Source organism: Salegentibacter mishustinae (assembly GCF_002900095.1).
Taxonomy (GTDB): Bacteria; Bacteroidota; Bacteroidia; order Flavobacteriales; family Flavobacteriaceae; genus Salegentibacter; species Salegentibacter mishustinae.
The window spans coordinates 2,836,702-2,851,326 of record NZ_LLKN01000002.1 but is presented as its reverse complement, the minus strand read 5'-3'; the positions used below and the strand labels follow the sequence as shown (position 1 = coordinate 2,851,326).

At 34.9% G+C, this 14,625-nt stretch carries 14 protein-coding genes; 11 read left to right on the top strand and 3 right to left on the bottom strand.

Features of this window, described 5'->3' with window-relative positions; translation table 11 throughout:
• Positions 1-213 precede the first annotated feature (213 nt).
• From APB85_RS15625 to APB85_RS15615, 3 genes are all read left to right on the top strand, one after another.
• A complete protein-coding gene (locus APB85_RS15625) occupies positions 214-582 on the top strand; it encodes a DUF7793 family protein (RefSeq protein WP_057482316.1) in 369 nt (122 codons plus the stop codon).
• Between the two features lie 23 nt (positions 583-605).
• Positions 606-1,517, top strand: a complete 912-nt coding sequence (locus tag APB85_RS15620; RefSeq protein WP_075325756.1) for a helix-turn-helix domain-containing protein — start codon at positions 606-608, stop codon at positions 1,515-1,517.
• 259 nt (positions 1,518-1,776) lie between these two features.
• Positions 1,777-2,070 (top strand): DUF6520 family protein, encoded by a 294-nt coding sequence (locus APB85_RS15615; RefSeq protein ID WP_057482314.1) that lies wholly within the window; start codon positions 1,777-1,779, stop codon positions 2,068-2,070.
• Between the two features lie 50 nt (positions 2,071-2,120).
• Here the strand turns inward: APB85_RS15615 and APB85_RS15610 are convergent, their stop codons facing one another.
• The 3 genes from APB85_RS15610 to APB85_RS15600 are packed head-to-tail and all read right to left on the bottom strand — an operon-like array spanning position 2,121 to position 9,393.
• On the bottom strand, positions 2,121-5,003 hold the full coding sequence (locus APB85_RS15610; protein ID WP_057482313.1) for a M16 family metallopeptidase: 2,883 nt from the start codon (positions 5,001-5,003) through the stop codon (positions 2,121-2,123).
• On the bottom strand, positions 4,990-6,396 hold the full coding sequence (locus APB85_RS15605) for a RagB/SusD family nutrient uptake outer membrane protein (RefSeq protein ID WP_057482312.1): 1,407 nt from the start codon (positions 6,394-6,396) through the stop codon (positions 4,990-4,992). Before APB85_RS15605 ends, APB85_RS15610 begins: the two co-directional genes overlap by 14 nt.
• A gap of 12 nt (positions 6,397-6,408) precedes the next feature.
• Positions 6,409-9,393 carry a SusC/RagA family TonB-linked outer membrane protein gene (locus APB85_RS15600; RefSeq protein ID WP_057482311.1) on the bottom strand — a complete coding sequence of 995 codons (2,985 nt, stop codon included), beginning with the start codon at positions 9,391-9,393 and terminating at the stop codon, positions 6,409-6,411.
• 1,095 nt (positions 9,394-10,488) lie between these two features.
• On the opposite strand from APB85_RS15600, the gene APB85_RS15595 reads away from it, so the two are divergent.
• From APB85_RS15595 to APB85_RS15560, 8 genes are all read left to right on the top strand, one after another.
• Entirely contained in the window at positions 10,489-10,863 is a 375-nt protein-coding gene (locus APB85_RS15595) for a helix-turn-helix domain-containing protein (RefSeq protein ID WP_057482310.1), read from the top strand.
• Positions 10,864-10,983: 120 nt separating this feature from the next.
• Positions 10,984-11,892, top strand: a complete 909-nt coding sequence (locus APB85_RS15590) for a leucine-rich repeat domain-containing protein (RefSeq protein WP_057482309.1) — start codon at positions 10,984-10,986, stop codon at positions 11,890-11,892.
• A gap of 188 nt (positions 11,893-12,080) precedes the next feature.
• Positions 12,081-12,440, top strand: coding sequence for a hypothetical protein (locus APB85_RS15585; protein WP_057482308.1), 360 nt, complete (start codon positions 12,081-12,083; stop codon positions 12,438-12,440).
• A 10-nt stretch (positions 12,441-12,450) separates the two neighbouring features.
• Positions 12,451-12,681: a hypothetical protein gene (locus tag APB85_RS15580; protein WP_057482307.1), complete on the top strand. Its 231-nt coding sequence runs from the start codon at positions 12,451-12,453 to the stop codon at positions 12,679-12,681.
• Positions 12,682-12,773: 92 nt separating this feature from the next.
• Entirely contained in the window at positions 12,774-12,992 is a 219-nt protein-coding gene (locus APB85_RS15575) for a hypothetical protein (RefSeq protein ID WP_013073378.1), read from the top strand.
• A 201-nt stretch (positions 12,993-13,193) separates the two neighbouring features.
• A complete protein-coding gene (locus APB85_RS15570; protein ID WP_013073377.1) occupies positions 13,194-13,481 on the top strand; it encodes a hypothetical protein in 288 nt (95 codons plus the stop codon).
• Positions 13,482-13,487: 6 nt separating this feature from the next.
• A complete protein-coding gene (locus APB85_RS15565) occupies positions 13,488-14,216 on the top strand; it encodes a zeta toxin family protein (RefSeq protein ID WP_013073376.1) in 729 nt (242 codons plus the stop codon).
• A gap of 73 nt (positions 14,217-14,289) precedes the next feature.
• Complete coding sequence (locus APB85_RS15560; protein ID WP_041579125.1) at positions 14,290-14,616, top strand: hypothetical protein; 327 nt, start codon at positions 14,290-14,292, stop codon at positions 14,614-14,616.
• Positions 14,617-14,625: the final 9 nt, after the last annotated feature.

Below are 14,625 nucleotides of genomic sequence, written 5' to 3'. Positions count from 1 at the left end.
CAGGGGACCCTAATTGGCAATAAATTAGCTCAAATTATATGATTCGAGATGTTAAAAGCAGAAAAACTGCTAAATATTAATTAAATTCACAAGTTTACTTCCAGATTGTATAAGTATTAATTGAATTTTATCTTTTATATTTGAGATATGTAAAACTGGTTCTTCCAGATACTCCCTTAAAAAACCCTACTTAACAAAAATAAACAGCCCCTTATGTTTAAAGGTAAGTATGGTACATATTGGATTGAAGATGGTATTCTATTCGTAGATTATAAGCCAGATCTTGTAGTCTCTCTAAAAGTTGCCAAAAGAATTGCTCGAGACCGGATGGAATTTCAGCAGAACAAGGAATATCCGGTTTTTTGTAATCTTGACGGTATTGTTGGAGCACATTCAGATGCCCGGCACTACCTTGTTCAAGAAGGGACATTGCTAATAAATGCCCTGGCACTTCATTCCACATCTCCGGTTGCTATTCGGCTTACCGAATTCTATCTCAAAATTCACAATCATAAAATACCGACTCAGATTTTTAAACATAAAAACCAGGCTATGCATTATTTAAAACCCTACACCCAATGAAATATTAATCTAAACCTACAATTATGGAACGTGAATTTAATAGGGCAAATTTACGTGGTATATACCGCATGCTTACCGAAATAGCTAAAGGCAATTTTGCCTTTCAAATCAAACGCACCCACCACAGGGATGAGCTCGAAGGGCTCAATGCTTATGCAAATCAAACTTCAGAAGAACTTTATAGAAAGCGGCATCAATTTTTATGGCTTAATAGAAATACCGAAGCTATGGTGATCCGAACAGCGAACTTTCTGTTGGACAAAAATTTAAGGGTGATGGATTATAGCTATAAGCATCCTGATAATATTGAAGTTGCCCAAAATAATATTTTAGGCAAAGCATTTTCTGAACTACTTGTTAGAAAATTTCAGGAAACTTGGGAGAAAAAAATCCTGAAGTTCATAGCAGGCAAAGAACAATCTTTTGATATCCGTTTGGAATATCATTTTGATGAACTGCTAAAAATAAATTTGCATACTGTTGTCTCTAGGTTAACAGGTGTAGTAGAGGAAAAATATATAGTGACTTCTTATCTTATGGATGGCTCTAAAGATTTTTTCTCAGAATTACCAGAAAATTCTGAAATCAAAACGTTTTCAAAATGGGACCAAAAATTATTTCACGAAATCCATATCTATATTATTCACCATTTGGATGAACCTCCTAAAACTTTAGATCAATTAGCTATGCTCTTCAATACCAATGAATATAAAATAAAGACTGGGTTCAAAGAGATTTTTGGTTGTACCCCAAACCAATATTATAATAAGCAGCGCATTCGGGAATGTAAAATACTCATTGAAAATACGAGTCTCTCCCTAACGGAAATTTCAATTAAGATGGGCTTTAGTTCTTACCCCCATTTTTCGAAGAGTTTTAAAAAGGAAACTCATGTAACTCCTAGATTTTACAAAAAAATCACCCGAAATTCATAAAATTTGGATGAATTTATACTGATCTGACAAGTTTACCTCCACTTTGACTAAGTATTTTTACTGATATTTACACTGTTGATGATCAATGAATTAAAAGCTTTTAAATGGAGTTTTTGAAGAATGAAGTTAAGAAGCAAAAACTATAAGCCCTACTTCGTTTTCAGTAACACTCCTAAAGATTTTATTGCGCGATGATGCAGGTGGAAGCCGATTACCTGTTTTACAACGGCATTATTTATTAATCTATAAATTTAATACGATGAAAAATTTAAAATTTTTATTACCGATGTTGGCAATGATATTTGCCATAGGATTGACCTTTGCTACGGTAGATCCGGAGCCGAAGCCGGAACCAGTGGAGCAAGCACAGGACTATATTTTACTCAATGGAACTACTTGGGTGAGTATTGATGAGCAACCATGTGAAACCGGGGAATTTACCTGCCGCGTACAAGACGGGGAAAACGGACCAATATATGAAGTCTACGATGAAAGGAACGATGAAGAGCCAAAAGGAAGCTCTTCTGAGGATCCAATGGTTATTGAACTTTAATTGCTCAATTGAATGTTAGGCACATCGCGTAAAGTGATGTGCCTTTTAACTTAGTTTACCTGCTTCCTACTTTCAGGAAGAGAAAGAAATTTTTGCATGTTTTCTTCGGTTAGATATCGTTTGGCTGCCCTATTGATTTCTTCTAAGGATATAAAATATTCCAATAAAGTGCCATACTGTAAAATATCCTGAACATAATTTTCTCCAACCACCAATTTAGACTGAAGGTATTCAGGCCAGAAATTTCCATAACCAAAATTATTAAAACGTCCTTCAAACCCCTTTACTTCCTTAGCAATGTTTTTTTCCAGCCATTCCCTTTCTACACCTTTTTCTTTTAATGCCAAAAATTCTTCCCTGGCATATCGAATCATTTTCTCTTCATTACCAAGTTCACTGTTAAATTGGATGAAAAATGTAAAAATTCCATTTTTAGTATCAAGCCATTCTCCATTTCCAATAGGTGCATAGCAACCATCACGTAATCTTTTTCTGATGCGATCTCCCAATGCTCTAGACAACAGCCTTAATATAGCTTGAGTTTTTAAATCTCTTGTTACCTTAACCGGGTAATAAAGATTAACAAAAGCTTGGTTTATATTTTTAAAATAAAGGGTGTCATCTATTTTTTTCAAAGGAAAATCAAAACCGGTCGTTTTTCCTGAAAACACTTCCCTACGTGCCGGAAAATTTGAAAGTTTTTGAACTATTTGAGGTATTAAACGACTTTTATTAAAACCCCCAGTAATTATAAATGTATAGTCTTGGAAATTATTAAACCATTTTTTGGAGGCATTTATTACTTCTTCCTCTGTTAAGTTTTCTAGGTCCTTCATTCTCATTTTTGGAAGCTGTGGATACCATTTAGTTAGAATTTCATTTTTTATAAAACTGGTTGAACCCCTCAGTCCAAACCCGCTCAATTGTTCTTTCTTTTGAGCCTTCCATCCAGCAAAGCCAACCGAATCTTTCCTTGGATTGTTCATATATAAATACAAGAGGTTAAATAGTTCATTCCAGGACTCTTGAGTACTACTCCCAGTTATCAATTGAAAATCCTTAGTTTGCCTAAAATTAATATTTAAGTGCTTTTCATTTTTAAAGCGCTCCAATTCAAATTTGTTATAGGGTCCGGCACCGGTATATCTTATTACCTCAGGATAAACCTTTGTCGCCAGATATTTTTTGCGATTTTTTAAGGGGTTTCGATTTGATCGAAAAGCTTGAAATGAAATTTTATTTTTGAAATTATCAGAACGTGGCTTGGTTGGTTTTAGGACTAATTTAATTCCGTTTTTAAGCTTTATTGTAGTTACACCAATAATATTTTCTTTTTGTCCAAAATCATTCTTGTTTACTTTATTCGGGATATTGGCTGCTTTTGCTAAAGAATGTATGGGAGGAGGTAGTGGCTTTAAAGGAGTTACTTCTTTGGCACTAATTTCCCTGATCCATTTCCTTAATTTTTCATCTGAGGGTATGCTTTCAATCTTTTCGCTAAAAAATATAAAATCTGTATTTTTATTCAGTGCTGCTTGTTCACCTATAAAAGCTGTCATTTCCCTAAGGCTAATCTGTTCAAGAATTTCAGAAACCAATTTTGATTCTACGCTTGGATGAGGGGCTGCGCTACCTTTTACAAAATGATCTTTTAACCTACTAATCCACTCCGAGGAAGGATAAGAGTTTCTTTCTGTATATTTTTGCATTAGCGATTTCTTGCCTTTTTCTAAATCAGAACTAGTTATTCCCAAATGCATTTGTCTCCAGGCTAGCATTGTTTTTTCCAGACGCTTTTTCATATGTGTGGTATCATTTGTTTCAAAATCAATTTCCATTTTTGAAGCCAAAATTTGTCCTCCTCCTAACAGATTTCGCCTATAATTAAGATTCAAATTGGAATATGGGGGGTGACGTTGCTGTTCAAATTGGTTTTGTTTTTCTTCAATTAATAGCCAATAAAGTTCCTGAATTAAGAAAGACCTATAATCAGATTTAGAACTTGGATTGTAAGAATAATTAGGTTGCTTTCGCAATATTGTTGATCGAAGATTGGAACGTACACTATCAAGCACACTTGTAAACCAAATTTCCCCATCCAATTCAAACTTCTGAGCATTTACATAGGCTTCAGCATTTTTTGGGTTTTCTGGTACTTTCAAATCCGAAAATAAGCGCTTTATTTCTAATTCCGTATTATCCAGATTAATATCTCCAACGATGATTGCAGCTTGTAAATCCGGTCGATACCAGTCTTGGTAAAACCGAAGAAAAGAATCCGGGTTAAAATTTTGGATACTTGTTTTTTCCTTTTTGAAATTGAAAGTTTTAAAATCAGTAGGTTCTAAAATTTTTTTATGAATGACCCTGCTTTTCCAGTCCCTATAAGGATTAATCGTTCTCATCTCACCTAATACCGCAGCCTGTTCAACAGCTATAGACTTTTGGTTTATACGTATGCCACGTGCCCAATCCCTAAGCACTTGTAGCCCATCTTGATATAATGGCTTATTTTGAGATGGAATAGTAGCATAGTACCAGGTAAATGTATATCCCGTTTTGGCACTTTTATTTTGTGCGGGTCCACTAAATTTGGCATCCAGGCTTGGAAAATTCTTTGTCCCTTTTGCTAAAACGTGCTCTAAAAGGTGGGCATATCCCAATTGATCTTTATCCTCATGATACATTCCTGCTTTTACAACCATATTTAGCTCGATACGATTGGATGGAACATCATTCTTTCGAAGATAATAGGTGAAACCATTGTCAAGGCTCCCATACCTTACCAAACTATCCAATTGTAAACTTTCTTCTTTGAGTCCCTTCCTATTTTCCTGCGTTCGGCCACTTCCAATGCACAGGAATAGAAATGCTGCTAAGAAAAAGTATGATTTGTAAGTTTTATTTATAGTTCGGAAATTAATAGCCGTCATTTTGATCTAGGTTTGGGTTTTTTCTTCGCTCTTCTGCAGGAATAGGATAATAAACATCCGTTTCTTCCCACATTGGTTTAGATTGTCCTAAGACTTCTCCTGCTTTATTTATACGTTTTAAGTCCAACCACCTATGACCCCATTCAGCAAATAATTCTTTTCTTCGCTCTTCTATGATTACATCAAGTAACTCTTCCTGAGAGATATCAGGTCTGGTATCCGCTATTAAGGACAGTCCGGCCCTACTTCTTATAATATCTAGATCCTCAACAGCACCTGAAATGTTTCCCTGTCTTGCCCGCGCTTCAGCCCGAATTAAATATTGTTCTGCTAGGCGTAATACCATAGAATATTCCTCAATAGGGAATTCACTCGTATTCCAAACTTTGTATTTATAGGCGAAAAAGGCCTCTTCCTCATTGTGATAGCTTATCCAATTATTAAATCTTAAATCATCTTCTTCAAAAATCTCCACAAAAGTTTCTCGAAGTTGTATACTGGCCACAAATGAAAACACAGGATGGATAAGAAACATACTTGCTTCGTTGGTATTACTAATAAAGCCTCCATCTCCTATTGGGGAAATTTGCCAAATAGCTTCTTTGCTATTAACCAAAAACACATCGTTGAGATTATCCAAAAGTTGATAGGTGCCAGTTTCCGCTATAACCTGGCTACTTAGACTCTCAGCATCTTCCCAATTCTGCAGGTGTAAGTTTACGCGACTTAACAATGCTGTAGCTGCATATTTGTTAACATTGGTACGTTCTCCATTTAAATAATCCGTACCTAATACATCAGCAGCAATTTCCAGATCATTTATTATTTGATCATATACCTCCTCAATAAGAGATCTCGAAGCTAATTGATTATTGTTATATTCAGTGGTTGTTAAAAGGGGTATTTCACCATAGAGATTTACAAGATAAAAATAGCTAAAGGCTCTAATAAATCTGGCTTCACCTTCTAATTGTAATTTGACACCTTCGCTTAAATTTTCGGAGTTGTATACTCCCTCCAATAAGGAATTGGCCATATAAATAATATTATAGGCACTGGACCACAAATAAAGGTTATTTGGGTTATCGGGGATCAATTCATTTTCCTCAAATTCCATCCGGGTATAATTACTCGGATTAATATTCCGAATATTATCGGCTGATAATCCGGACAGGACAGTTACACTGCTTCTGGAGCCATTTGAAAATGCTGCCTTGAATAATTGATTGTAAATTCCATTCATTGCACTTCTCGCTGTTGCATCAGTGCTGAAAACATCCTGTTGTATTAGCTTATTATTTGGAGAGCTTACTTCCACGAAATCTTCGCACGAGAGGAATAGAAGCGCTATAGCAATTACAAATGTGTTATTTATAGAAAGTCGTGATTTCATAATTAAAAAGTTTTAAAAGTTTATTTCAAGACCCGCAGTTATCGTTCTCAGATTTCCAATCCCTGAAGAAGTGCGTTCGGGATCCATTCCGGAATATTCCGAGAAGGTCAATAGATTCTGGCCATGAAGAAAAAGTCTCCAATTTTCCATTCCAAATTTCCGCGTGAATGCTTTTGGCAGGTTATAGTTAAGTGTTATAGTTTTCAGGCGTACAAAAGATGCATCTTCAACAGGAATTGAAGTATTGATAGCATAGCCATAAGCAGTTCTTGCCTGTGCAGATTGTGAAATTTTTTGATAAACGGATTCTCCTGCAAGTGTAGCCAGTGCAACCGATCTTGAATTACCTACTGTCCCACCATCAAAGCTAGTTTGTAAACCTTCTTGCATTACAAACTCCCATAAAAATTGTAGGTTAAAATTTTTAAATGAAAAGCTGTTGTTTATGCCACCAAACAGTTCACGGTTTAAATCCTGGATAATTATACGGTCTTGGTAATCAAAGCTTCCATCTTCATTTACATCTCTTACCGTATAAAAACCCGTTTCAGGATCTAAGCCGGTATAATCAAACAAAAGGGAAATATTTAACGGGTAACCTACCCGATAGGTATTGGCATATGAAGACTGGTCAATATCGGGATAGTTAACCAATTCATTCTTTGGGAGACTAACATTTAAAGAAGTTTGCCATCTAAATTCTTTGCTGTCTATATTGAGGCTTGAAAATTCAAATTCCCAACCGGAGTTTTCAACTGTTGCAGGTAAATTGGCTTGTACTGAGGTGAAACCGGTAATCTCTGGAAGTGGATAACCTACCAATTGATTGGAAGAACGGTTTCGGTAACGACTAAATCCTGCACGAATACGTTCTTCAAAAAGACCTATTTCAAGACCTACTTCAAGTTTTTTATTAACTTCCCAGGAATAATTAGGGTTGGCCAGGCCAGTGGGGTATAATCCCCCGGGGCCATCGGTTGCTTCATAGGCATTTAAATAACCATAATCTCCTATTTGATCATTGCCTGTGGTACCGTAACTTCCTCTTAACTTCCCGAAGCTTAAAAATGGGAGTTTTTCTTTAAAGAAATTTTCTTCGGTAAAAATCCAGGCAGTTCCTACAGCACCAAAATTGGCAAACCTATTATTAGGGCCAAACCGAGACGAGCCATCCCGTCTTCCGGTAAGATTAATATAATATTTTCTATCCCAGTTAATGCCAATTCTTGAAAATAGGGCTGCATATTTATATTCTGCACTTTCTCTTCTGGCATTTATAATTGATTCAGCTGCGGCGATATTGCCGATTAATGCTTCCGAAGCATATCCGGTTGCCCGGAAACCTTCCTGGTTTTGGATGTTTTCTTGAAAAGTAGCTCCTACTATTGCATCAATTTTTAAATTATTGAAAGACTTTTCAAATAAAATTTGTGGTTCCAAAATCCAGGATTTTCGGCCAGCGCTTAAGTGTGAAGAGTTATTCGGTGTTTCATCAGCAGGGTTATACGATTGGGAAGGTTGTTTTCTCATTTCCTTTGAATCATAATAGGAATATCCCATACTGGTTTTAAACCTTAATGCAGGAAAGATTTCGTAGGATAAAGTAAGGTTTGAAATGAAATTGTTGGTTTGCGTATTGCTGGTATTAAAATAGCCCTCCAGCGGATTATCAAGTCCGGCCACCCCCCATTCTTCCCAGGCCAGGGATCCATCATTGTTGAAAATTTCAGGTGCATTGGGTGGCAAAAATGCTGTGGTGGCATTGAATCCTACATTTCCCACTAAATTGTTGGTGTCAACTCCGTAATTTAGGGAAAGACTTAGGTTGAATTTATTGTCTCCAGAGCGATGATTAAGATTTAGATTCCCGGTTACTTTTCGGTAATCATAATCCCCGGGATAAACTGTGCCCTGGGTATAATAGGAGCTACCAAATCTAAATGAAGTAGTTTCATTTCCACCTGAAAAAGTAATATTTGCATTAGTTGTTTCAGAAGTCCCTCCATAAAGAAATTCCTGCCAGTCGGTATAACGATCCTGATCCCACAATAAAAGATCATAAGCATTTCTTTCTGTGGGCTCAACTCCGTCGTTTTCAAAAGCTGCTCTTCGAATCTCAAGGTATTCTTCGGTATTTAATAAATCCCATCGATTAGGAACTGTTGCCATGCCAGTATAAAATCTTGCTTTCACGCTGGTCCCAATCTCACGTCCTTTTTTTGTGGTAATTAGAATAACTCCGTTGGCTCCCCTGGAGCCATAAATAGCGGTAGCATCGGCATCTTTTAAAACTTCTATACTTTCAATATTAGAGACATCCAGGTTATTTAACGGATCTATCCCCGCACTTGACATAAGGGAATTACTTTCTACCGGGGTTGAATTGATAGGAACACCATCTATAATATATAAAGGATAGTTTCCTTCTTCCCGTAAACTATTGGTTCCCCTAATTTTTATAGTAGGAGCCATTCCAGGATGGCTGCCACCGGAAGTAACTTCTACCCCCGCCATTCTACCGGCCAGGGCCTGTATAGGACTTACCACCGGTTGTAGTTCTATTTCCTCTGCGGTAACTCTTGAAATATTCCCAGTTCGTTCTCGTTCAGTAGTATTGTAATAGCCAGCATTAATTTTTACTTCGCCAAGGGCAGAAACATCTTCCTCTAATTGAATGCTAATTTCTTCGTTGTTATCTACCGGGATTTCTACTGTTTTAAAACCTATATAGGAAAAAACCAAAGTCCCATTGGCAGGAGCAATGATGTTATATGCTCCATCCAAATTAGTTACTGTTCCTCTATTGGTATTTTTTACTGTAACGGTAACACCTGGAATAGGAAGGCCGTTTTGATCTTCTACTACACCTGAAACTTCTTGCTGCTGCAAGGGCAGGGGAGTAGTGGTTGCTGCATTAGCAGCCTTGGACAGGAAGAAGAGTACCCCGCCTATAATAATTAGCGCCACCCATTTAAGGCGCGAGTAATTATTTTTCATAATTTTACGTGTGTTTTGAATGAAACATTGTTTTATTTAAGCTTAGGCCTTCCCCACACAGACGCCAATCTTTAGGAGGAAGGTCTTTTTGCTTATAGGCTAATTCAAACTTTTCTTCAATAGCAATTTCTTTTTTTTCTAAACCGGTGCCCAAATACCGGTTTCACTTAAACCTATTCACCAATAATTTTACCCAAGGCTCCAGCGGAGCCCCACCCAAAAGCCGCTGAAAATTATAGGGCTCACAACGGCGACCCACGGGATTGTTTAAGTGATTTTTCCTGCTCCCGCAAGCTAGGAATTAGTGAATACAGCTGCGATTTTGCAACCGGTGACCGCTTTGGCCTGAAATAAATTATAGTGTAGGTTAATTTATTAAATACCAAAACCGGCCCTGCTCACCTAAGAACGCAAATTTTGGATTTGCACGAATAAGGAAAACCTATTACATTTATAGCATTGCGAATAACCATATAATGTAGTGTCTTAACCCTTCTGGCAATGCCTGTTTATTTTGCACAGGTAGCGGACCGGTTACGCCCTCATTATTCTGGGGCGCATTTGATGTTTTTTGATATAGGTTGTAACGATCGGGGTTGTACCTTAAGGCTATGGTACGAGACAAAACCTTTTGCCGGTTTACTACCGTAGAAGTGCTTTAATGGGTCTGTTCTTCTCGTTTTCATAGTTTTCAAAATTATGTAAACGATTTGCTGATAGATGAGATACAAAAAAACGCCCCTCACACTTCTGTCCGAAAGGGTAAAACGACCAAGCTTTAACCCCGCCTTAGCTTCGAAAAGCTTTGACGTCCATACAGAAGTTTAACGCGAGAGGCGTCCGCCAGAAAGGCTCTGTAAAGATACCTATTTCTGGCAATTTTGGACGAACTCACGGTCAACTCGTATGGAAATGCTTGGTCTTTTTTTCGAACGAGCAACATCGTTAGTTCTCTCCCAATATGGGAGTGACAGTATTTTATGGATTAATTAAATCCGTACAAGTCTCATTAATAATGATTTGAATTGTTATCGAAACAAATATAAGAAACATTTTTTAATAAACCAATATGTTGGTTTAAAAAACTTATGATTTATGTCTAATAAAAAGGTTTTAATTACAACTGTCTACAGTGAAATATCTCACTTAGATTATCTTTTTATCCTATACATAAAACAACTTCGAGAAAGGAATAATTGGACTCAACAAGACTTAAGCAAAAAGATGGGAGTCTCAAAAAGTTTTGTAGGTAATGTTGAATCATTTATCCAACGCCATAAATATAGTATTAGACATCTAGGTCTTTTAGCAAAAGCATTTCGCTATAAATCGGTAGCAAATCTATTTGACTTTCCAGCTCCAGATTATGATATGATAAAATTGACATTAAAAGTTACCCGCGTTATTCAAGATAGCGGAAAGGTTAGGAATAAGTCGGTAGAGGTTGTGAAGGTGGAGCCGATTGAATAGTGATGTGCGAGATTTTGTATTTTTGTCTTAACTCTCACAACCGTGCGAGTATTAAAAACGAGCAGATTATCCTTCAATAAAAAATTTTATATTTAAATTTCCATAAAGAATTCATTTTAGATGAAAGAAGAAAAATCTTATTCCCGGAAGGAAATAAATGAGATATTTAGCCAAAATGGACTTGATTTTAATTTCGAAGAATTATTGAATCTAGATTCAGACATAATATGGTGGAAAAAACTAAGCTACGATTGGAAAATTATTATGCTTTATAATCACAATTATGAATATAGGTTTTTTACCAGTGGGAGAATAAAAGACTTCAATTCAGTACTAGATGAAATTAAACAATACAACAAATTTGAACTAAAAAAGTTCATTGATGAACTAAAAGAAATCAAAGATTGTTTTTTTAATTTTGATACGAGCCTTTTGATAACTGATTTTAAACCATTGGAAAACTTTTTGAGAATTGAAAGGTTATTTTTAAATGGTATGAGGTGCTGTAATTTAGAAACTATGCCAACTTTAGAAAGTGTAAAGTTTTTAGATGCTAAAAACTCAGCGTTAAATTCTCTTTTAAATATTTCAAAATTCAAAAATTTGGAACATCTGGATATTCATAATACACATATATCTAATTTAAACGGAATTGAAGAACTTAAAAAATTGAATTTTTTAAATGCAAGTAATACTGATATTGATTCACTAAATGGATTAGAAAATCTTAAAAATCTAAAATATCTATCAATATTTCGGACTGAAATTAAAAATTTAGATGCAATAAGAAAACTTGAAAATCTTCGTACTATTTACGCGTATTCAACTAATATTAGGGATTTAAATAAGTTAGCCGAATTAAAGAGCCTTGTAAAAATTAATATTAATAATACTTCGATTAACGATCTATTACCATTAAAAGAAAACCATAATTTACAAGAGGTTGCTGCTAAGGGAACAAATGTAACTCTAGAAAATGCAGAAAAATTAAATGCTTTGATGCCCGGAACAATTATTTTACTACAATAAATACTTACAACAGAGCGGTTCATCGCAAATATCCGGTACCGTTAGAAAGAAAATAATTAACTTGACAAACAAACCTATACTAAGCCGACAAATCAGTTACTCCGCCAACATGCGATAACCGAGACCATTGGCGGTAATTTTTGTCATTCTTTATTATTAAATAGTTGAATTTTAAAATCAAATAATTAATGGGAAAAATTGGCAGACCTCAGAATGAAGTTAATGCTATGAAATACGAAAATTTTCTCAAGAGAGGTTTTCGATTCAATAGAAGAGTAAGTAGAGCAAGTAAGAGTGAATTGATTAATTTGATAAATTGTGAAAATGGAATCAAACATACATTCCTACCAAATAGAGAGAAACAATTATCTGAGATAAAAGGTAGATTAATAAAAGCTATTGAATTAATTATAAAAAATAATCATTTGGATAAGATTAACGAGAAAGCGTTAAGTGATTTATCCATAGAAGTAAATAATGCTAATTCATCATCAGATATTAATAAAATTGTAGAATCTGGATTATATTTTTCACAAGAAAATAAATAGCAAAAAATATATGGAATTTGACATAACAGATATTGATAAAAAACTACTTATAAGGACATTATTAGCACACTCTGAACCAATTGGATTGGGGAAGGCAGAATATAATACTCGAAAATCTCATCGAGAAATCGTTGATGGAATATCGGATCAAGAATGTGATTATTTATTAAGCGAATTTAATCATTCTTCAGAAAAACCTTCAACATTTGGAATTCTAGATTATCATATGGGAAACCGATGAAACTTAACTTTTTTCGAAAACAGAATGGACAAGTAATAGTAAGTTCAGATGACTATGATACTCGAAATGGAAGATATAGATTCTTATAAGCTATGCTAAATACATTTCATTTAGATGAAATAAAAATCACTAAAAAGGGATATCAACAATTCGTAATGACGGATTTACCAAGTGAATTAGAAAGAAATAAAGAAGAAAAAAAGTTATTTAGAGATTTACTAAGAAATTTGACCGAAAAAAAAGAAAATTTTGGAAAATACTGGGAATTTGACCTTGAAAAGGTTGATTACACACCATCAATTATGAGATAAAAAACTACTGCCAACTTAAGTCGGTTCATCGGAAAAAACGGGTATTGTGTAAAAAGTGTAATTTTTAGAAACCAGAGAAAAAGTGCTTAAGCTAGTAAATCCCTTCTAATCTAAATCACTAGAATTTTTAGCTTACAAAAGTAGTTTGTTTGCATAAATCCCCGAAAAATAGTAAGTTTATAACTTAGTTTCTTAGTGCAAATGGAAAATAATAGAAAATACAAATTAAGAAAGGCAGCTTTAAAACCTGGCGTAAAAAATAGGAGATTTAAAGTGTTGGAAGATGATAGAGATCTTTCCTTTATAGGAGCGATTGCTGCTAGTGCTACAAATGAGGCTTATCATAAGGCTGTAGCGATTTCAGAGAGTATTATCGAAGTAGAAGATGGTAAAGTGATTCGCAAACAAAAGGATGGAAGTTTTGAAGTTATTCAAACCTTAGCACCTCGAAAGTCAGTACAAAAAGGAAAGACAATTACCATACCTTAATTTATTATGGCCAGCAAAAGATTGCGAATGTTTGCAGGCCCTAATGGCTCCGGAAAAAGTACCATTTTTAATAAAATACGTTCGCAATTTAGTCTGGGTATTTATCTTAATGCCGATGAGATTGAGTATCTCTTGCGCAACCGGAACCAGTTGTCCTTAAAGGCATTTAATCTTAGTGAATCCCACGGACTAAAATTTAATAAATTTCTTCAAAATCATTCTCTTTTCCAGAAAGCTTCTTCCCAGGGTTATAACATAGACCTTAATTGCCAAAATGGTATAATATCTAACCCTAATAATGCCACACATTCTTATGAGGCTTCAATTCTTACGGATTTTTTAAGAACCGAATTAATTCAGGCTGGTCAAAAAATTACATTTGAAACGGTAATGTCACATCCTTCTAAAATAGAAACACTTAAGAAAGCCAAGGAATTAGGTTATAAGAACTACTTATATTTTATATGTACAGAGAATGTAGAAATTAATAAAGCGAGGGTTGAAGAGCGTGTGAAGAGCGGTGGTCATAATGTGCCTCCCGAGAAAACAGAACAACGATATTACAGAAGTCTTGAGCTACTGCCGGAAGCAATAGAAAATTCTTACCGGTCATTTATTTTTGATAATAGTGAAAATACCTCGAAATTAATACTCGATGTTTATCAGGGCAAGAAAGTTACTTTTCAAACTGAAGAAGTGCCGCTTTGGGTAGATAAGTATTTTTTGAATTTATAAATATAGGTTGCTAAAAAATTTATTCAGGAGTATGTATACCCCTCGAATATTTAATAGTTAGTTAAGTTTGAATTTGCCGTGTTTTAATGTTTTTGCAGGTAACCAAGACAGTAACTATGATGGTAACCAAGATGTAGATTATAATAAATTGGTGGAATTAATTAACAAACATAATTTGGAGGGCTTTTTTCCGGAAAATGTAAACCCAACTGAAGAAATTTTGGAGGATAATTTGAATATTTCAAACCAAACAAAAAATTTTAAAACCCATATTGAATCATTGTTTGAAAATAAACTTCTAGGAAGAACAATTAAGGACAAGCCAACAAGCAAGCTACAAAAATATTATACCACCCCTTTAGGAAAAGTAGTCCTTGCCGTTTATAAGAAAAATAAATAAGTTCTAAGA

Coding starts and splice junctions, on each gene's coding strand:
- APB85_RS15580 (WP_057482307.1), top strand. CDS start 12,451: ATGGAATTTGACATAACAGATATTGATAAAAAACTACTTATAAGGACA.
- APB85_RS15625 (WP_057482316.1), top strand. CDS start 214: ATGTTTAAAGGTAAGTATGGTACATATTGGATTGAAGATGGTATTCTA.
- APB85_RS15595 (WP_057482310.1), top strand. CDS start 10,489: ATGTCTAATAAAAAGGTTTTAATTACAACTGTCTACAGTGAAATATCT.
- APB85_RS15615 (WP_057482314.1), top strand. CDS start 1,777: ATGAAAAATTTAAAATTTTTATTACCGATGTTGGCAATGATATTTGCC.
- APB85_RS15620 (WP_075325756.1), top strand. CDS start 606: ATGGAACGTGAATTTAATAGGGCAAATTTACGTGGTATATACCGCATG.
- APB85_RS15605 (WP_057482312.1), bottom strand. CDS start 6,396: ATGAAATCACGACTTTCTATAAATAACACATTTGTAATTGCTATAGCG.
- APB85_RS15565 (WP_013073376.1), top strand. CDS start 13,488: ATGGCCAGCAAAAGATTGCGAATGTTTGCAGGCCCTAATGGCTCCGGA.
- APB85_RS15610 (WP_057482313.1), bottom strand. CDS start 5,003: ATGACGGCTATTAATTTCCGAACTATAAATAAAACTTACAAATCATAC.
- APB85_RS15590 (WP_057482309.1), top strand. CDS start 10,984: ATGAAAGAAGAAAAATCTTATTCCCGGAAGGAAATAAATGAGATATTT.
- APB85_RS15575 (WP_013073378.1), top strand. CDS start 12,774: ATGCTAAATACATTTCATTTAGATGAAATAAAAATCACTAAAAAGGGA.
- APB85_RS15570 (WP_013073377.1), top strand. CDS start 13,194: ATGGAAAATAATAGAAAATACAAATTAAGAAAGGCAGCTTTAAAACCT.
- APB85_RS15585 (WP_057482308.1), top strand. CDS start 12,081: ATGGGAAAAATTGGCAGACCTCAGAATGAAGTTAATGCTATGAAATAC.
- APB85_RS15600 (WP_057482311.1), bottom strand. CDS start 9,393: ATGAAAAATAATTACTCGCGCCTTAAATGGGTGGCGCTAATTATTATA.